At 58.5% G+C, this 19,612-nt stretch carries 14 protein-coding genes and 3 tRNA genes; 6 read left to right on the plus strand and 11 right to left on the minus strand.

From position 1 onward, the window contains the following. Window positions 1-225 precede the first annotated feature (225 nt). From prfB to LRK71_RS14140, 4 genes are all read right to left on the minus strand, one after another. A complete protein-coding gene (gene prfB / locus LRK71_RS14125) occupies window positions 226-1,350 on the minus strand; it encodes a peptide chain release factor 2 (RefSeq protein ID WP_232404469.1) in 1,125 nt (374 codons plus the stop codon). A 601-nt stretch (window positions 1,351-1,951) separates the two neighbouring features. Continuing rightward, window positions 1,952-4,456, minus strand: a complete 2,505-nt coding sequence (locus LRK71_RS14130) for a penicillin-binding protein 1A (RefSeq protein ID WP_232404470.1) — start codon at window positions 4,454-4,456, stop codon at window positions 1,952-1,954. Window positions 4,457-4,595: 139 nt separating this feature from the next. Further along, the gene (locus LRK71_RS14135) at window positions 4,596-5,819 is read right to left on the minus strand and encodes an N-acetylmuramoyl-L-alanine amidase (RefSeq protein WP_408636008.1); all 1,224 of its coding nucleotides are present in this window, start codon (window positions 5,817-5,819) and stop codon (window positions 4,596-4,598) included. A gap of 141 nt (window positions 5,820-5,960) precedes the next feature. Further along, window positions 5,961-7,106 (minus strand): pyridoxal phosphate-dependent aminotransferase, encoded by a 1,146-nt coding sequence (locus LRK71_RS14140; protein WP_232404472.1) that lies wholly within the window; start codon window positions 7,104-7,106, stop codon window positions 5,961-5,963. On the opposite strand from LRK71_RS14140, the gene LRK71_RS14145 reads away from it, so the two are divergent. Further along, complete coding sequence (locus tag LRK71_RS14145) at window positions 7,105-8,481, plus strand: M48 family metalloprotease (protein ID WP_232404473.1); 1,377 nt, start codon at window positions 7,105-7,107, stop codon at window positions 8,479-8,481. The two genes, LRK71_RS14140 and LRK71_RS14145, sit on opposite strands and share 2 nt — an antisense overlap. Then, window positions 8,478-9,248: a DsbA family protein gene (locus LRK71_RS14150; RefSeq protein ID WP_232404474.1), complete on the plus strand. Its 771-nt coding sequence runs from the start codon at window positions 8,478-8,480 to the stop codon at window positions 9,246-9,248. The genes LRK71_RS14145 and LRK71_RS14150 overlap by 4 nt, the downstream gene beginning before the upstream one ends. Before the next feature lie 115 nt (window positions 9,249-9,363). On the opposite strand, the gene ispG is transcribed toward LRK71_RS14150, so the two are convergent. From ispG to hemA, 3 genes are all read right to left on the minus strand, one after another. Next, on the minus strand, window positions 9,364-10,494 hold the full coding sequence (gene ispG, locus LRK71_RS14155; protein WP_232404475.1) for a flavodoxin-dependent (E)-4-hydroxy-3-methylbut-2-enyl-diphosphate synthase: 1,131 nt from the start codon (window positions 10,492-10,494) through the stop codon (window positions 9,364-9,366). Window positions 10,495-10,752: 258 nt separating this feature from the next. Beyond that, window positions 10,753-11,973, minus strand: a complete 1,221-nt coding sequence (locus tag LRK71_RS14160; RefSeq protein ID WP_232404476.1) for a helix-turn-helix domain-containing protein — start codon at window positions 11,971-11,973, stop codon at window positions 10,753-10,755. Window positions 11,974-12,104: 131 nt separating this feature from the next. Then, a complete protein-coding gene (gene hemA, locus LRK71_RS14165; RefSeq protein WP_332460273.1) occupies window positions 12,105-13,328 on the minus strand; it encodes a 5-aminolevulinate synthase in 1,224 nt (407 codons plus the stop codon). A 454-nt stretch (window positions 13,329-13,782) separates the two neighbouring features. On the opposite strand from hemA, the gene LRK71_RS14170 reads away from it, so the two are divergent. Next, entirely contained in the window at window positions 13,783-15,171 is a 1,389-nt protein-coding gene (locus LRK71_RS14170) for a M20/M25/M40 family metallo-hydrolase (RefSeq protein ID WP_232404478.1), read from the plus strand. Between the two features lie 199 nt (window positions 15,172-15,370). Continuing rightward, on the plus strand, window positions 15,371-15,592 hold the full coding sequence (locus tag LRK71_RS14175; RefSeq protein WP_232404479.1) for a hypothetical protein: 222 nt from the start codon (window positions 15,371-15,373) through the stop codon (window positions 15,590-15,592). Window positions 15,593-15,778: 186 nt separating this feature from the next. Here LRK71_RS14175 and LRK71_RS14180 read toward each other — a convergent pair. The 4 genes from LRK71_RS14180 to LRK71_RS14195 all read right to left on the minus strand — a co-directional run bounded on the left by LRK71_RS14180 (window position 15,779) and on the right by LRK71_RS14195 (window position 17,142). Next, window positions 15,779-15,855 (minus strand) — tRNA-Asp (locus tag LRK71_RS14180). A 42-nt stretch (window positions 15,856-15,897) separates the two neighbouring features. Next, window positions 15,898-15,974 (minus strand) — tRNA-Asp (locus LRK71_RS14185). An 80-nt stretch (window positions 15,975-16,054) separates the two neighbouring features. Continuing rightward, window positions 16,055-16,131: transfer RNA gene (locus LRK71_RS14190), tRNA-Asp, on the minus strand. Window positions 16,132-16,398: 267 nt separating this feature from the next. Further along, window positions 16,399-17,142, minus strand: coding sequence for a hypothetical protein (locus LRK71_RS14195; RefSeq protein ID WP_232404480.1), 744 nt, complete (start codon window positions 17,140-17,142; stop codon window positions 16,399-16,401). 1,065 nt (window positions 17,143-18,207) lie between these two features. On the opposite strand from LRK71_RS14195, the gene LRK71_RS14200 reads away from it, so the two are divergent. Continuing rightward, on the plus strand, window positions 18,208-18,873 hold the full coding sequence (locus LRK71_RS14200; RefSeq protein WP_232404481.1) for a hypothetical protein: 666 nt from the start codon (window positions 18,208-18,210) through the stop codon (window positions 18,871-18,873). 369 nt (window positions 18,874-19,242) lie between these two features. Then, the gene (locus LRK71_RS14205; RefSeq protein WP_232404561.1) at window positions 19,243-19,548 is read left to right on the plus strand and encodes a thermonuclease family protein; all 306 of its coding nucleotides are present in this window, start codon (window positions 19,243-19,245) and stop codon (window positions 19,546-19,548) included. Window positions 19,549-19,612: the final 64 nt, after the last annotated feature.

Consider the following 19,612-nt stretch of genomic DNA (forward strand, 5'->3'; position numbering starts at 1 on the left):
TCTGCTCCTGATTTATTACGAAATCAGCCTAGCGGGCAAAGGCGCGCCTGAAAAGCCGCACCCGCGATGCAGCTTTCATTTTCACTAAAATCAGTAGGATGCGCCGCCGCGCTGACAGCGCGCCCCTGACACATAAAACGGGCGCAAGAGTTCCCTCACGCCCGCCAAGTCGCACCCAAACCTGTGCCAGGGCAAACCCCTGCGCCACACCGCGCCAGATTGGCCCTAATCGCCCTGCGCTTCAGAGCGGCTCTTGCCTGCCACGTTCAGCGCCAGGGTTGCCGCCATGAAGCCATCCAGATCGCCATCCAGCACGCCCTTGGTATCCGAGGTTTCATGGTTGGTGCGCAGATCCTTGACCATCTGATAGGGCTGCAGGACATAAGACCGGATCTGGCTGCCCCAGCCTGCATCACCCTTGTTTTCATGTGCCTCGTTGATGGCAGCATTGCGCCGGTCCAGCTCTTGCTGATACAGCCGCGATTTCAGTGCCTTCATGGCAATATCACGGTTCTGGTGCTGCGATTTTTCCGAACTGGTCACCACAATCCCGGTGGGGTGGTGAGTGATCCGCACAGCAGAATCGGTGGTGTTTACGTGCTGCCCGCCCGCACCAGAGGAACGATAGGTATCAATGCGGATATCCGCCGGGTTCACTTCGATGTCGATATTGTCATCCACCACCGGATACACCCAGACAGAGCTGAACGAGGTATGGCGCTTGGCAGCCGAGTCATAGGGCGAGATACGCACCAAACGATGCACGCCGCTTTCAGATTTCAACCAGCCATAGGCATTATGGCCAGAAATCTTGTAAGCCGCTGATTTAATACCCGCTTCTTCGCCCGCGCTCTCGGATTGCAGCTCTACCTTATAACCCTTCTTCTCAGCCCAGCGCACATACATCCGCGCCAGCATAGAGGCCCAGTCGCAGCTCTCGGTGCCCCCGGCACCCGAATTGATCTCAAGGAAGGTGTCATTGCTGTCAGCCTCGCCATCCAGCAGGGCCTCAAGCTCTTTCTCCGCCGCCGTCTCCTTCAGCGCCTTCAGCGCCTCTTCGGCATCCGCGATGACTTCGCCATCCTCTTCCATCTCACCCAGTTCGATCAGCTCGATATTGTCAGCGAGATCCTGTTTGATGCCCTTATAGGTATCAATGGCATCGACAAGGCTCTGCCGCTCGCGCATCAGTTTCTGCGCCGCCTCAGCATCATCCCACAGATTGGGATCCTCGACCCGCGCATTGAACTCTTCCAGGCGATACTCGGCCGTTTCCCAATTCAGACGCTGAGCCAGAAGCTCCAGCGACTTCTCGATCTCGGCCACGGTGTTTTGGGTTTCAGCGCGCATGTCATGTCCTTGAACTACGTATCAAGCAAGGGTGATAGACCACGCGGCCCCTGCGGGCAAGCAGCGCGCCGCCCCCGGATGAGGGAATTCAAACCGCCCCCTCGGTGCCATGACCTAGCAAAACCCGACAGGTGGCTATGCCGACTGCCCCCCGCAAGCCCGCGATGAAGCCTGGCGCCCCACACCTCAACGCAATGGGACCTTTGCAGCCCGCTTGCGCAATGACCTCAGCCCAGGCAACCGATCCCACAGCAATAGCATCATACCGGCGCCACCAACAAAAATGCTGACAGCAGCTCAAACCTACAGGTGGTGACAGCCCAATATGCTGACGGCAATGATTCGCGCCCCGGCCAGGATGGTAACATCCCCAGATCGCCAGCCCTGACAAGGACAGCCTGTCTCGCGACAGCGCGCGCCTTTCCCGGCCCAGTACAGCCTTTTGAAGTACATGCCAGAGCAGACAGAACAGGGCCTTATGCCCTACCGCCCAACAGTGCCTGCCGCGGCCATCTTCATCTTACCTTAAATACCTCCGCCGGAGGCTCAAAAACTGCACAGGCCCAGGCAGGCGCAGGCGGGCTAGCCTACCCCTCTGCCGCTAGTACTGCCCACCCGACGTGATGGTGCCAAAGGTGGCCTTGGGGCCCAGAACCGCAGTCCCACCGCTTGAAGTGGTGACCTGACGCCCAGACTGTTGCACCTCTTCCAGAAGCGGCAGATCCGATCCCATCGCAAAACCACCGTCAAAGGCGAGGCCAAAGATCGGCTCGGCTCCGTCGCGGAAATACTCTGCCACCACATGGGCGCCAGAGGCGCTGTCGGGCAGGCGCGCGCCTGTGTAGCGGTCGATCTTGATGAAATGACCGCCCTCAGGCACCTCAAACGGGCCACCGCCAAATTTCTCAGTCGCGACCTTCATGAATTGCTGGAAAACCGGGCCACACATGGTGCCGCCATAGGCACCGCGGCCCATGGGCCGTGGCTGGTCAAAGCCCATATAGCAGCCGGCTACGATATTGGAGGTAAACCCAACAAACCAGACATCGCGGGAATCATTGGTGGTTCCGGTCTTGCCCGCCGTCGGCACCGGCAGGTCGATCACGCTAGAGGCCGTGCCGCGATCCACCACACCCTTCATCATAGAACTGAGCTGATAGGCTGTAATCGGATCCATCACCTGTTCGCGGTTGGTGATAATACGCGGTGCCTGCCCCGCTGCCAGGCCCGGGGCGGAACAATCGACGCAGTCACGATCATCATGGCGATAGATGGTGCGGCCATAGCGGTCTTGCACCCGGTCCACCAAGGTCGGCTGCACCCGCTCGCCGCCATTGGCAAACATCGCATAGGCCGCCACCATTTTATACAAGGTGGTTTCTTCCGCCCCCAGCGAGTTGGCAAGGAAAGCCCCCATATTATCATAGACGCCAAAGCGTTCCGCATAGCCTGCAACCACCGGCATACCGACCTCTTGTGCCAGACGAATGGTCATCAGGTTCCTGCTCCGCTCAATCCCGGTGCGCAGCGGTGTGGGGCCATAAAACTTGTTGGAAGAGTTCTTGGGGCGCCACAGCCCCTGCGGGGTGTTGATCTCGATCGGGGCATCCACCACGATGGTCGCCGGGCTATAGCCACTGTCCAGCGCGGCCGCATAGACAAAGGGTTTAAAACTGGAGCCCGGCTGCCGCTGCGCTTGGGTGGCGCGGTTGAACACCGAATGCTGGTAGGAAAACCCGCCCTGCATCGCCAGAACCCTTCCGGTGTTGACATCCATGGCCACAAAGCCGCCCTGCACCTCTGGCACCTGCCGCAGGGACCAGTGTTTCAGGCTGCCGTCTTCGGCGCGCACAGCGCGCACCAGCACCACATCGCCACGGCTGATATTATCCTTGAAGCTGCCCTTCATCCACTTGATATCATCGCGCGGAACCTCGCCGGTGCCCTCTTCGCCTTCAACGCCAACGACCAGGGCCTTGTCGCCGACCTCCAGCGCAACCGCTGGCAGCCATTTGCCGCCAAGGGTGATGTCGCGCGGGACCTCTGCGGACGACAGCGCCTCGCGCCAGCTGGTTTCATCCGCCAGGTCTGTCTCTTCCAGGGTCACGCCAGTGCCAATCCAGACCCCGCGCGACCGGTCGTATTTCTGCAGGCCGGTGCGCAGCGCATCTGCCGCTTCGGTCTGCATCTCGACATCAATGGTGGCCCGCACTGAGAGTCCGCCGGTGAAGAATTCCCCCTCGCCAAAGTTTTCCGACAACTGGCGGCGAATCTCATCCGAGAAATAGTCGCGCGGCGGCAAGGTGGCGCGGAAACTGGGGAAATCACCATTCTGCACCGAGCGCAGCGGCTCTTGGACTTCCACGTCATACACCGCCTGAGAGATGTAGCCGTTCTCGCGCATCTCTCGCAGCACATAGTTGCGGCGCGCCAGCAGGCGTTCCTTCTGGCGCACCGGGTGATAATCCGACGGAGCCTTGGGCATAGAGGCCAGCGCCGCCGCCTCATGTGGGGCCAGCTCGCCCAGGGTTTTGTTGAAATAGGTCTGCGCCGCAGCCGTCACACCGTAGGAGTTCTGCCCCAGGAAGATCTCGTTCAAATAGAGTTCCAGAATCCGTTCCTTGTCGAGCGTCTCCTCCAGTCGGGTGGCGAGGATGATCTCTTTAATCTTGCGCGCGGCCCGGCGGTCGCCGGATAACAGGAAGTTTTTCATCACCTGCTGGGTAATGGTCGAGGCCCCGCGCACATTATCCCCACGCGAACGCACCGCTTCAAAGGCAGCGGCGGCGATACCGCGAGCATCATAGCCATGGTGGCTATAAAAATTCTTGTCCTCGGCCGAGATGAAGGCCTGTTTCACCAGGTCGGGAATATCCGTTGACGGGGTGAAAAGGCGCCGTTCCTTGGCAAATTCGTCAATCATCCGCCCCTCGCCCGAATAGATCCGGCTGATGGTGGGCGGCTGGTACTGCGACAGGGATTCATGGCTGGGCAGGTCGCGACCATAGATCCAGAATACCGCCCCAAGGGTCAGCGCCACCATGGCAATGCCAAGGGTGATGGTACTAAAGATGGATCCAAAGAAGGATAGTATAAACCTGAGCACGGATGCGGCCTTTCTCGCGAGGTGTCGCCTATATAGGAGCCCGCAGGCGCGGGGTCAAAAGCCCAAACAGCGGAAAAACGCCATTGAAGGGGGAAAAACCACCGCAGAGACCCCAAAGATCACATCTAGACTGGTGCGGCTATTGCCGGACCAGGGCGCGCTGCGCGTCATCCCGGATACGCCAATCGATCAACCCCTTCAAGATTGCCGCCGCAGTCTGGCGTCGCCAGGCAGGATTCTGCAGGTTGGCCAGGTCGCGGTCGCTAGACAGAAAGCCGATTTCAACCAGAACCGACGGGATATCAGCCGACTTCAGCACCGAAAAACCGGCCGAGCGCTGTGGCTTGCGGTTGAGAGGACCGCCCTGCGCCTGCAATCCTGCCACCAGCGCCTGCGCCAGGGCAATGCTGCGCGGCTGGGTTTCCTGCCGGGCCAGATCCAACATCACTCCGGCCACCTTGTCATCTGTATGGCTCAGGTCGGTGCCCGACAGCAGATCAGCCCGGTCATGGCGTTCGGCCAGGCTGGCCGAGGCCGCATCCGTTGCCTCGGCTGACAGAGTATAGACGGTTGTGCCCTGCGCGTGGCCCTGGGTCAGGGAATCCGCATGCAGCGAGATAAACAAATCCGCCCCAGCCTGATGGGCCAGCGCCGTGCGCCGCTCTAGCGAGACGAAGTAGTCGCCATCGCGGGTGACCTGCACTGCAAATTGACCGGATCGGACCAGAACCTCGCCCAGCTCCAGCGCGAATTGCAGCATCAGATCCTTTTCAACAATCCCCCCTGCCGCCTCGGCACCGGGATCAATACCGCCATGACCGGGATCAAGCACCACCAAAAGGGGGGCGTTTTCATCTCGTTGCGGTGCAATATCCAGGGCCTGCGGCACCGGCAGATCCCAGCGTGCATCATGTGGCGCCCCTGATACTCTGGCAAAATCTTCCGCATCGCTTGGCTTCAGCGAAATTTCAAGCACCGCCGCAGATGTCACCGGATCCACCGCAAGCGCCGCAGCCTCTACCGCCATCGGCCTGGACAGGGCCAGCACCATGCGGGACCAGCCCGGCACATAGGTACCAAACTTGACCGATGTAATCTGCGCCCCCGACAGCAGCTCGTCAGATTTCAGCCCTGTCCAGTCGACCTCTTGAAAATCCAACACCAACCGGGGCGGCCCATCCAGGGTAAACAGCCGATAGGGCACGCCCTGGCTTAGCCCAAGGCGAATATCAGCGCCAGATCCCGCATCGGCAATGCGCGAAACGGCGGGATCGACGCGGGCCAGGCCGCTAAAGACCTGCCCGGCAGCGGCCTCCTGTGCGCGGGCCTCCGACATCATCAAGCCACTGCTGCCAGCCCCCATGCAGGCCAGCACCGCTGCCATCAAGAACGCCTTCAATCTGCCTTTTCCCATGCTCTGCTTTCTCTGTTTCATGGCTGCACCCTATGCCAGAACGCGGCGCAAGCACAGCAGCCCTGCGCCCGGCGTTACCGCGCGCGGATTTCAGCCGCGCGTAGCCATGAATTGGGCCAGCCGCGCCAACCCTTCGGTAATATCTTCGGTTGAACGCGCATAGGAAAACCGCAGTGTCGTCGCGCCGCGCACTGGATCAAAGTCCAGCCCAGGCGTCACGGCAACCCCAGCCTTTTCAAGAATTTCCGCCGCAAAGCTGCGGCTGTCAGAGGTCAGATCCGCCACATCGGCATAGACATAAAACGCCCCGTCCGGCGGCGCAATCTTGTCAAAGCCCGCTTTGGGCAACCCCTCAAGCATCAACTGGCGATTGCGCGCATAAACCGCTAGGTTTTCGCGCATCTCATCCTGACTGTCCAAGGCCGCAAGGGCGGCCACCTGGCTGGCATGCGGTGCACATATAAACATGTTTTGCGCCAGCCGCTCGACCACCCGCACGTGATCTTCGGGCACCACCATCCAGCCGACGCGCCAGCCGGTCATGGCAAAAAACTTGGAAAAGGAGTTGATCACATAGCAGTCGTCGGTCAGCTCCAGCGCGGTGACCGCCTTGGCCTCGTATTCTAGCCCGTGGTAGATTTCATCGGAAATGAAGGCAGCCCCCTGGGCCTGCGTCTCGTCGATCAGGCCCCCCATGGCGGCATGGTCCAGCATGGTGCCGGTGGGGTTGTTGGGCGACGCGACCATCAGCCCCGCCAGATCAAGCCCGGCCAGATCGGCTGCCACCGGCTGCAGCCGGTTTTCAGGCGCCGTTTCAATATCCACCGGGGTCAGCCCCAGCGCCTTGAGGATCTGGCGATAAGACGGATAGCCCGGCGCGCCAATACCAACCCGGTCTCCGCTGTCAAACAGCGCGGTAAAGCTGAGCAGAAACGCCCCGGAAGAGCCCGGTGTCACCACCACCCGCTCTGGGTTCAGATCGACATTGTACCATTCGCCATAGAGCTGCGCGATGCGTTGGCGCAGGGCGGGCAGCCCCAGCGCCACGGTATAGCCCAAGGCATTGTTTTCCAGCGCATCCGCCAGAGCGCGCCGCGCCGCCATTGGCGCACCAGTTGACGGCTGGCCCACCTCCATGTGGATGATGTGGCGGCCCTTTTCTTCGGCCTGGCGGGCGGCCTCCATGACATCCATCACAATGAAGGGATCAACGTTTGACCGACTTGAGTTTCGCATGCTCATCTCCCATGGTGCGCGCATGACTTTTGACCGTTTCTCCCGCCTGGCGTCAATCCCGACCCTGATGTTTTGTGCCCTGCTGTATACCGCTGCCGCAGTGCAGGCGGCCTCTATCACCTTGTTGCGGGATGCGGATATCGAACAGGGCCTGTCTAGACTGGCTGCGCCTGTGCTGCAGGCCGCCGGGTTGAATGCAAAACGGGTGCGTGTGTTGGTGGTGAACGATTCACAGTTCAGCGCCTTTGTCTTGGACAGCCGGACGATCTTTTTGCATTCTGGCCTGATCCTCAAAACCACCAGCCCCGAGATGCTGCAAGCGGTGATCGCCCATGAGGCGGCCCATATCAGCAATGGCCATCTGGCGCGGCGGATGCAGAACATGCGCTCTGCCGGATCGGCGGCGGGGCTTGGCTTGGCGCTTGCCGCCCTGGCCGCAGCGAGTGGCGCCCCCGAGGCCGCAGCGGGAATTGCCATTGGCAGCCAGACCTCTGCACTGCGGGGCTTTTTGTCCCATACCCGCGCCGAAGAATCCTCGGCTGATCGGGCAGCCGCCAGCTATCTCAAGGCGGCTGGGATCAATCCCCAGGGGCTGATCGATGTGCACCAGCTCTTTGCCGGACAAGAGGTTCTGAGCGCCGCCCACCAGGATCCCTACATGCGTTCGCACCCGCTTAGCCGGGATCGGATTCGCGCCGCCAAGGCCTTTGTTGCCGCGGCCGGTGCCGCCCCCGATCCCTCCCCGCAGGCAGACTATTGGTTTGCTCGGCTACGCGGCAAGCTATCCGCCTTTACGCGCGCGCCGAAATGGAGCCTGCGTCGCGCCACGGGTGAGAGCCATAAAGACATCCAGCTGATGCGCGAAGCCATTGCCCATCACCGACGCCGCGATCTGTCAAAGGCGCTGCGCGCGATCAATGGGACCCTGGCAATCCGGCCCAACGATGCCTTTTACCATGATCTTAAGGGGCAGATTCTGTTTGAACACCGTAACTGGAACGCCGCCAAAAATAGTCTGGCACGGGCGGTGCAGCTGGCCCCGTCGGATGCGCTGCTTCTGGCCAACTATGGGCGGGCGCAGCTCGCCGCCGGAGCGCCCCGCCAAGCTCTGAAGACGATGGAAAAATCCCGCAATCTGGATTTTCGCAATACGCTTTTGCTGCGGGATATGTCACAGGCCTATGCCAAGACCGGTCAAAACGGAATGGCAGCCTTGGTAACCGCCGAACGCTATGCCCTTGCCGGGCGTATGGAAGATGCAGGCCTGCATGCCAAACGTGCCGCCGCCCTCTTGCCGCGTGGTTCTGCCACTTGGCGGCGGGCCCAGGATGTCTTGGTGGCCTATGAACAAAGTCAGAAAAGGAAACGACGATGAAATCTCTCTCACGCGGGGTCACTGGGGCCACAACCGCCCTGGTACTGGGGCTGGGCAGCCTGCCGGCGCAGGCCTTTGATCTGGGTGCCATGTCCAAAGATGAACGCGCGGCCTTTGGCGCAGAGGTGCGTGCCTATCTGATGGAAAACCCCAACGTCATCATTGAGGCCGTCAACCTGCTGGAACAACAGCAGGCCGCACAAGAGGCCAACCGCGATGAAGCCATGGTCACGGCCAATATGGAAGCGCTGTACAATGACGGCTATTCTTGGGTTGGTGGCAACCCCGAAGGCGATATCACCCTGGTCGAATTCATGGATTATCGCTGTGGCTATTGCCGCAAGGCCGCCCCCGAGGTTGCCAAGCTGTTGCAGACCGATGGGAACATCCGCTTGATCATCAAGGAATTTCCCATCCTTGGCGAAGCCTCTGTCTTTGCCTCGCGCTTTGCGGTGGCGACCAAGCAGGTGGCGGGCGACGACGCCTATGAACAGGTGCATGACGCCCTGATCGCGATGGGCGGAGAGCCCAACGAAATCACCCTTCGCCGCCTGGCCGACGGGCTCTCGCTGGATGCGGATGCGATTATCGCCGCAATGGACACCGAGGCCGTCACAGAAGAGCTGCGCCGCACCCGCACCCTGGCGCAAAACCTGGCGATTTCGGGCACACCGACCTTTGTTCTGGGCGACCAGCTGCTGCGCGGCTACCTGCCGGCCGATCAGCTGAAAGCCATGGTCGACGAACAGCGTGAAGAAAACAGCTGATCGCTGCTGTATCAACAAAACAAAAGGGCGCTGGTCTGGCGCCCTTTTTAGTACAATCCTTTGATTTCACGCAGGGCAAAGGCCCAAAGCCCCTGCCCCGTTACCCTGGCACGGATCAGGCCTCGGCCGCCTGGGCGGCCTCTTCCGCGTCGAGGGCTGCGGCCTTCTTCTCTACCTCTTCGACGATATGGTCCACCATGGCGGCATTGCTCATCTTATGGCTGGCCTTGCCCGCCAGATAAACCATGCCAGAGCCAGCGCCGCCGCCGGTAAAGCCCACATCCGTCATCAGTGCCTCGCCCGGTCCGTTCACAACGCAGCCAATGATCGACAGGCTGAGAGGCGTGTGGATATGGGCCAGTCGCTCTTCCAGCGCTTCGACCGTCTTGATCACGTCAAACCCCTGGCGCGCACAGGACGGGCAAGAGATAATGTTGACACCACGATGGCGCAGGCCAAGGGATTTGAGGATCTCAAATCCAACCTTGATCTCTTCGACTGGATCGGCCGACAGGCTGACGCGCAGGGTATCACCAATGCCCATCCACAGCAGCTGACCCAGACCAATGGCTGATTTGATTGTCCCCGAGACAAAGCCGCCCGCCTCGGTAATGCCAAGATGGATCGGGGCATCCGTGGCTTCGGCCAGTTGCTGATAGGCGGCGGCAGACATAAAGACATCTGAGGCTTTGACCGAAATTTTAAAGTTGTGAAAATCGTGATCTTCCAGGATCTTGATGTGATCCAAACCGCTTTCGACCATGGCCGCGGGACAGGGTTCGCCGTATTTTTCCAGCAGGTGCTTTTCCAGCGACCCGGCGTTGACGCCAATACGAATGGCGCAGTTGTGATCGCGCGCCGCCTTGATCACCTCGGCCACCCGCTTTTTATCGCCAATATTGCCCGGATTGATCCGCAGACAGGCAGCCCCGGCCTCGGCAGCCTCAATCCCGCGTTTATAGTGAAAGTGGATATCAGCCACGATCGGCACCGGGCTTTCTGCGACGATTTCTTTCAACGCCTTGGAAGAGGCCTCATCCGGGACCGAAACCCGCACCAGATCGGCCCCCGCTTCGGCGGCGGCCTGCACCTGGGCAATGGTGCCGGAAATATCGGTGGTCAGGGTATTGGTCATTGTCTGCACCGCGATCGGCGCATCGCCGCCAATGGCCAGGTTGCCAACATGGATCTGGCGGCTTTTGCGGCGCTCGATATTGCGCCAGGGGCGAATGTGATTCATCGACATGCAGACTGATCCCGGTTGATCCTCGTTACCGGTTAGATACGGGCTCCGCCCCGGCGCTGCAATGGGGCGACCAGCGGGCAAGCCCGGCAAAAGCAATTTCTTTTGGCCGAAAAGACCAAGCGCCCCTGTATGAAACAGATCAACAGGTGGGCAACACGGCACAGCCTAGCCCCGCGATCACAACAAAAAGATTTGGTTCGATGTCATCCAAAACCTGCGCAAAATCCCGGTAAGGGATCGGCACAGCTGCAAGGCGATTTATTCGCTGGCAGGTTTCTGGGTTTGCAATGACGCCACCATGGTGGCCAGGGCGCTGTTTTTCACATCCGCCAAGTCAGCCACTTCAAACCGATCCAGCACACCGTCAACCGAGAGGTCGATGTTCTTGCTAACCTGGCCACGATCGCCCACCGGGCCAAAATGATTGCCATTGACAGCAAAGTAAATCGCGCCGCTTTCGCCGGTGCGCAGTTTTGGCGCCTCTTCGGTAAGCGGCACTGTAAAGCTGTCTCCGGCGTTCATGATGGTTTCATAGATGACCGAGCCATCGGCGACAGTCACCTGCACCCAAGAGGGACGCACCGCAACCATTTCAACCCCAGGAGAGACGGTTTCGACAACCTGCGGCACGCCAGCCCCGGCAGGGCCGCCGACTGGCAGGCTGGCATCCGCCAGCAGCACGCTGGGCAGTTCTTCGGGCACGGCAAAGTTACCCAGGCTGCGCGGATCAAGAGTTGCGATGGGGGCATCACGCGCGGTCAGAACCGGCACATCCAACGCCTGCGGACGGTACAAACGATCCAGGGCCTCGGTCGCGGGGTCGCTGACAGCATTTGCCGCCGCCATCGCATCGCCAAGACGGCGCGCGGATTGCAGCGGGTCGACATCAGCCAGAACCAGCGGCGTCTGCTCCACCGGGGCGAATTGCACCTGCTGCACCTCCTTCAGGATGCTCAGCCCGCCATAGCCAATACCGGCGATCAGGCCGGCAAGCACCAGCAAGGAACCGATAGCGCGCGGTTCAATATGGCTGAACACCCCGCCATCCGCCGGTGCAAAGGGGGTAGTTGGGGTGGTAAAGGCACCGCTGCCCAGACCACCACTGATGGTGATCGGGCTGGGCAGTGCTTTACGCGACGAGGCCTGAGAAGACATGCCATGCGCAACAGAAAAGCCGCTTTCGCGGCAAAACGTGTCAAAAGCGACCTCGGGATCCATATTCAGATAGCGCGCGTAAGAGCGCACATAACCGGCGATAAAGCCTGGCGTATCAAAAACGGAAGGTTCGGAATTTTCAATGGCAGCGACGTAAGAGGCTTTAATGCGGAGTTCGCGCTGCACGTCGAGCAGGGATTTCCCCATGGTCGCCCGCTCGCCACGCATCATATCCCCGAGGCGCATCTCATAATCATCGAAGCTCTTCAGAGCAGGAATCTCTTCATGCTCCTTCGACTTGCGCAAAGTGAGGCGCCTCATCATGCCCGCTGTCCCATCATAGCCTGCCGCAATCGACATCCCAAGATACTGACCGAATCACCCAGCGATTCAGCTGTACCTTTTCATTGAGTAAGACATAACACACTCAACCGGTTTGAACACAAATCTGTGCTTTAACCGGCCAGTTCGGCACGATTCAGCGCACAATGCGCCCAAAGACTATCCATTGCCTGGACCAGATGGTCGATTTCTTTCGGCCCATGCACCGGCGAAGGGGTGAACCGCAGCCGTTCGGTGCCTCGTGGCACAGTTGGGTAATTGATCGGCTGCACGTATAGGCCGAACTCTGACAGCAGCATATCGCTGAGTTTCTGGGTATGCACCGGATCGCCAACAATCACCGGCACGATATGGCTGCCGTGGTCGATGATCGGCAGGCCCAGACCTTTCAGCCGAAGCTTCAGCGCCTTGGCCAGCGCCTGATGTTCATCACGCAGTTCAGGATGCCCCTTGAGATAGGCCACCGAGGCCGCTGCCCCCGCTGCAACCGCAGGCGACAACGAGGTGGTGAAGATAAAGCCTGGCGCATAAGAGCGGATCGCATCGCACATTTTGGCCGAAGCCGCGATATAGCCGCCCATCACCCCATAGGCCTTGGCTAGGGTGCCGTTGATGATGTCGATACGGTGGGCCAGATTATCGCGTTCGGTCACGCCGCCACCGCGCGCCCCGTACAGGCCCACGGCATGCACCTCGTCAATATAGGTCAGGGCACCAAATTCATCCGCCAGATCGCAGATCTCTTGAATTGGTCCGAAATCACCGTCCATGGAATAGACCGATTCAAAGGCGATCAGTTTTGGCGTTGCCGGATCGTCTGCCTCCAGCAACTGGCGCAGATGCGCCACGTCGTTGTGGCGAAAAACACGTTTGTCGCCGCCATTGCGGCGCACCCCTTCGATCATCGAGGCATGGTTCAGCGCATCAGAGTAGATGATCAGCCCCGGAAACAGCTTGGGCAGCGTCGACAGGGTGGCATCATTGGCAATATAGGCCGAGGTGAACAACAGCGACGCCTCTTTGCCGTGCAAATCAGAAAGCTCTGCCTCTAGCCGTTTGTGATAGACCGTGGTCCCAGAGATATTGCGCGTCCCACCAGAGCCAGCCCCGGTGGCATCAATGGCGTCGTGCATCGCTTGCAACACGACGGGGTTCTGCCCCATGCCCAGATAGTCATTACCACACCAGACCGTGATGTCCTGGCAGCTGCCATCCGGGCGGGTCCAGACGGCATGAGGAAACTGGCCATTTTTGCGCTCAATATCAATAAAGGTGCGATACCGCCCCTCTTCGTGAAGGCGATTAATGGCGGCATCAAGTTTCGCGGAATAGTCCACCGGCTTCTCCATAGCTATCTCAAGGCGCCGATCCGACAGCGCTGGCTGTGTATCTGAAACGCAGTTGGCGGGTCGCAAACTCATGCAGATTAGTGAATAGGTACCAAATGCGTATCGTCTCTTCAAGCTGATAGGCCGCAAGACACATAACAACTTTGATGTAGGTCAAATAAACCTATAGCAAACACCCGGCAAGAAGCTCAGCGCCCGCTTTCCCCCCTAAACCGGCAAATCCGCTGCGACAAAAGTTCCGAATGCAGCTGATTGGAAACCCAATGGGAGCATGATCGCTGCCGCAACCATTCCCCACAGCCCAAAGGGGGGAATCGCCGCCCCGCAGCACAGGGTGCACAATCGCGCCAATCGCACAGGTCGGCAGATCTGGCCCCCGGCATTTGAGGCTGCTAGGGTCCGGGCATCACCTCTCAATTCCCACCAACTGCCGGAGAAAACAATGTCGCTGAATGACGTGCTTGATCGGATTGACACGGACCTTGACGCCGCCACCGAGCGCCTGCTGGAGCTGCTGCGCATCCAATCCATTTCCACTGACCCCGCCTTCAAAGCCGACTGCGACAAGGCCGCCGATTGGCTGGTTGCAGATCTCAACAGCATCGGCATCCCGGCGCAGAAACGCCCCACCCCCGGCCACCCGATGGTGGTGGGCCATATCGGCGAAGAAAATACCAAAGCGCCGCATGTTCTGTTTTATGGCCACTATGACGTACAGCCGGTGGACCCGCTGAACCAGTGGACCACCCCACCCTTTGAGCCACAGCTGGAAGAGACGGAAAACGGCACCGTTATTCGCGGTCGCGGTGCCTCGGATGACAAGGGGCAGCTGATGACCTTTGTCGAGGCCTGCCGCGCATGGAAAGCGATCCATGGCTCGCTGCCCTGCCGCATCACCTTCTTCTTTGAAGGAGAGGAAGAAAGCGGCTCCCCCTCTCTGGTCCCCTTCATGAAAGAGCACGCCGCCGAGCTGAAGGCGGATCTGGCGCTGATCTGCGACACCTCGATGGTGTCGCGCGGGGTGCCGTCGATTGCCTCGCAGCTGCGCGGCATGGTCAAGGATGAATTCACCCTTGTCGGGCCACGCATCGACCTGCATTCTGGCCATTACGGCGGGCCGGGCCTGAACCCCCTGCGGGAAATGTCACGCATCATCGCTTCTTTCTATGACGAAGACAGCGGTGCGGTTGCAGTTGAGGGCTTTTACGAGGGCGTCGAAAAGGTGCCAGCCGAACTGCTGCGCCAATGGGAGGCCTCGGGCTTTAACGCCAAGGATTACCTGAGCAACGCAGGCTATACCCAGGCCCACGGGGAAAAAGACTATACCATTTTGGAACAGCAATGGGCCCGCCCGACGCTGGAAATCAACGGCATATGGGGCGGATATAACGGCGCGGGTTCCAAAACCGTGATCCCATCCGAAGCCCATTGCAAGATTACCTGCCGCCTGGTCGGCGACATGGACCCGGATGCCCTGCGCCAGAAGCTGCGCAAACATGTCGAAGCCCAGCTTAAACCGGACTGCAAGGTGGTCTGGAACAACGATCTGGAAGGATCTCGCGCCTCGGTGATGGACATTTCCCGTCCCGAATTCGAAGCTGCCCGCGGTGCGCTGAGCGATGAATGGAACCGCGAAGCCGTCTTCTGCGGCATGGGCGGCTCCATCCCGATTGCGGGCTTCTTCAAGTCAATCCTGGGCATGGAATCGATGCTTGTCGGCTATGCCAACGAAGACGACGCGATCCATTCACCAAATGAAAAATACGACCTCAAGAGCTTCCACAAAGGCGCGCGGTCCTGGGCGCGCATCCTGGATGCCTTGAGCAAATAACGACAATCAGGAGGGGCCGCCACGTCGGCCCCTCTGCCACGGGCGCCCCGGCTGCGCCGCGCCAAAGTGCTCGCGCATCTCCTGCGGGCAAAATTATGTGCGTAACTCGCCCGAAACCCTGCTCGCTTTAAGACTTGCTTAGCCAGATCTTGCGAGACTGAGCAGGAACATTACGGTCCTTTGCGAATGGAGACACACAATGCCGCATAGTAAATTCAAACGTCCTGCTGGTTTTGAAGGCATCCAAAGCGATCCAGAAGAAAGCTACCGCGCGGGCTATCAACACGGGGTGCGGGTCATGTTGCGCCACCTGGAAGCACAGCCCGCGCCAGACATGGAGCGCCTGACACAGTGGGTTAACTCAGAATTGACCGCCTGGCGCCACGATACCCAGGCCGAGCCCACGCCCCCAGCCCCCTAAGCCCGGCAACGGCCATGATGCGGTAAATCAGATAGTTCAGCCCCCGCTCGGGGCTGTTTGCCTATTTAGGGCCTCGCCGCTCAGCGCCCCGATTGTGCAGTATCCAATGTGCAGTATCCAAAATGGACGTCGCTTCCGGTGCGGTATTCGCCGCAAGAAAATGATATTTTAATCTGTGTTGAAAAGTGGCGCGGTTGACGGGGCTCGAACCCGCGACCCCCGGCGTGACAGGCCGGTACTCTAACCAGCTGAGCTACAACCGCGCATCTATGCCTTTTCAGGCGGCCCAAAGGGCATAAGGAAAGTGGCGCGGTTGACGGGGCTCGAACCCGCGACCCCCGGCGTGACAGGCCGGTACTCTAACCAGCTGAGCTACAACCGCGCATTTTCCTTCTTCTGTGGCTTGCGCCACATTCCCCATCCGGAGCGGGATTTGATATGCCCAAATCAGACAGGCAGCAGTGGCGCGGTTGACGGGGCTCGAACCCGCGACCCCCGGCGTGACAGGCCGGTACTCTAACCAGCTGAGCTACAACCGCGTGCTGCCCATCCAGCATCGCTGCTGAATGTTGGGCTGTAATATTCCCAGCACTCGGGGATCGTCAAGCGGTGTTTTGGCATTTTCTCCGCTTTGGTCGAAAAAAATAGCCAAAACATCCTAACTATTTGATTTTCATAACTTCGATTGCGCCTACCCTGACCGGCAGAACCATTTCAGATGCGCTTGCCCAGAATCGGGCACAGCCGCACAGCGGCGCTGGTCGGGATTTGCCAATCCGGGAACGGCCTGATGCAGCAAGAGCCGATCAATCGATGCAGACCTCCTTCAGGGTCGTCATCATCGCGTCGTAATTCGGCACGAAATCCTCAATACGATGTGAGCTCTGCTTGCCCTTTTCATTCAGTTTGTCGAGTTTGTTCCCCTCGCCCGATACATCAATGCCAATCTGCCGCGCCAGATTTGCCGCATGCACAGAAACCGGCTGTTCCCCTTTGTAGATTTCTTCGAACACCAGCCATTGGTAGGAAACATTCTGATACCGCAGCATCGAAAGCACACGCCCCAAAACCAGTTGATCACTCCAGTATTGCCTTTTCACCTTCTCCAGGTCGACGGGCGTCACCTTGAATTCCCCGGACAAGATCCCCGGATAGCGAGCCTCTTCCTGCTCTGGCCCCCAGGCACCTGTCATCATTGCCATAAAGAGAGAGCGCAGGCGGCGCACGCTGTCGCGACGCGTCAGGACAATGAAGAAATACCCCCGCTTTTTGGCGCATTTGATCAATGTCTTTGTCACCTCGGGGGGCACAACCTCGATGCAGTGTTTTACATTGACCTCTGCCTCGAGCAGCGCATCAATATCAGCCTCAAGCGCGACCAGATCCCTGCCGTCCCGGAATTTTTTGACAACATGCCCCCAGATCCTGTCAGGATTGAACGGCTCGTGCTCAACACTCTGGAACGGAGAGATCTGCGCAAGAAAGCTTTGCAGAGAGGTCCCGCCAGTGCGGCGCAACGTTAGGGTTAAAGTGGGGCGAGGTTCAGGCAAGCGTCTCTCTCCTATGGATATGAACATCCGGCAGTTTTCGGTTTTGACGAAACTTAGCACTGGCTTACAGGGGCAGCAACACGCAGATGACCCTGCCCAGCCAGCCGCCCAGAGATGGGCAGGGAACCGGCCAGAACGGGCCGGGGCTGCTGGCAATCACACAAACCGACATGCCTAGTCATGGGGTTGCATCATCGGCGGGCAATCAAAATCGGCAGTGTTGATTACCCGCACCGAGAATGATCAACATCGGGATCAGATCACGTTTTGTCGCAAGGATGGACCAGAGAGTTCGATACAATGTGCCGCGCTGGACAATGTGATCCTGAACACGAATCGCCACGCTGCGTTGTTGCTATGGCCTCAAATGCGCTGCCACTGAAAAAGGATACCCAATGCCTTGGGCACCCCAACAGGGCGATCACCTGTCAAACCTACGCCAGATTTTCACCGGGCGAGCTTCAAGATACGCAAAAGTTCTGGATTACACCCAGATCTGAAAAATCAGGTGATACAGGATGTGGTTCAGGGAACTGAGGAAGGTTTCGCAGATCAGCCCCAACCCCGAAGTTAATCATATTTAACAAGGGGGTTGTATGGTGGGTGATGAGAGGCTCGAACTCCCGACATCTTCGGTGTAAACAACACGCACCTCGCTCAAGCCATTGATTTCAGGCAAGGGAAGCGCTTTTTATTAATGAGTTTTTCACCACCTACGCAAGATAGATGGGTTCCGCCCGGTTCACGGAACCTATGAACACTTCGTTATAGAACCCAGATGACTGCACCCAGCCCGAAGTGGTCATTGGATTGAGCCACTTACTTCTTTGTCTCGTGTTGACCGCATGTCGGGAACAGTTTTTTTTGCTGCCATCGTTGCAGTCAAGACAGTAAGTCCGTTGAACTAGCGAGGTTGATTTTTTGTCAGACCTTGAGGGCTTTGTTCGAGTTCCAGTTTATGCCAATCGATAGACACTTGATCTGTGCCCTGCAGCCATCCATCTTCCCGCCAGCTCGTTGTGCAGGACTGCAACTTTGGGCTCATGGTGATTGGGGAGTTTCATTTTGGTGATACCAACGAGCGCGGAAATCGCACTTAGGAAAATTAATAAGTTAGTCGAAAAACTGGCAGCCGAGCACAGGCCGCTTTCAAACGAAGAAGTATCCGACTCAGTCGAAGAGATCGCTACAAAAATGCAACTGACCTTAGACAAGGCAATGAATGCAATCTGGCTCAAATACAACTCGAAGGCGGAAGGAAAGAACAAAGCCTACGTTTACTTCCCCTGCCTACGGTCGGAGGAAAAATTGCAAACTAAGTTGAACCAATGCCAGATGTCGAATTTGGCAGATTTAAACAGCGAGTTGTACGCGACAATATTGGCGACACAACCGATCGAAGAGGGCAACTGGCTATCGCTTCTTTCGGATATCGCTTCAATTCGACACGAACGATCCCCTGACACACAAAAACGCGTGCAAAAAAGTACGATAATTGGCCAAGGGCAGGACGGTGTCCGATTGTCTATGCGAACCGGCCCAAACGGAGAGATCACGGAGCTTTCTGGTTATGCTTGGGGGACTGGCGGAGAAATCCAACCCATGAACGTACAACACCTGAGATCTGTCATTTCTTATTTCTCAGATCACAACGTCCGGGTGGTTCCGTGGGCAAAAGACACCGCCAAAAAAGTCGATAAGACCGTCCGAACCGTTTATCGATTGATCTAAGCGCTTGTCTGTTTTCCCACGTGTAATGTGGCACAGAGTTGATGCTAAACTGGTTCGTAGAACGGTAGCCATGCAGGCTGCGACCATAGCGTATAGTTAGGCAGAGCAAAGGCTGGGAATGGGCCGTCAGCCTAACTTTGCAAAGGTCGCTATCCTGCGCATAGCGGGCGAAGCAAATGATCACCACTGGCCCCAGGTATGTAGGACGCAGTTGGCTTGAATGTGTATTCCGACATCTGCAACAGTATCCTCAAACAAAACCGAATAGGAAAAACCTTGAAATTCACGCTAGGCTTAGCCCTATCAGTTGTCCTCGCAGTTCCCGTGTCTGCAGCTGGTCTTAAGGTGCGGGACGCAGACACAATTGTGGTGGGAGGCAAACCTGTACGGTTGCAGGGCGTCGATGCACCTGAACTCAACACCCGGTCAGGTAAGGATTCCCGACGCTGGATGGTGAACTACCTGGCAGGCAAGTCAGTGGAATGCCAACTTACTGGCGAGCGGTCATATGATCGCTGGATTGGGGTCTGTTACGCCGAGGGTGTCGATATTGGCGCGGCGGTAATATCAGCGGGCCATGCCCTAGATTGTCGAAGGCATTCCGGTGGTAAATATCGCCATCTTGAGACGCGAGCGGCCAAATCTCGGATTAGGCGGGCGGATTACTGCCGGTAGGCAGGTGAGGTAGGATCGCGACTTTGTGCGGGTGAAGATTTCTCATGCATTGAGCGGAAATTCA

Origin of the sequence: Pseudophaeobacter flagellatus (assembly GCF_021228235.1) — a bacterium.
GTDB lineage: Bacteria > Pseudomonadota > Alphaproteobacteria > Rhodobacterales > Rhodobacteraceae > Pseudophaeobacter > Pseudophaeobacter flagellatus.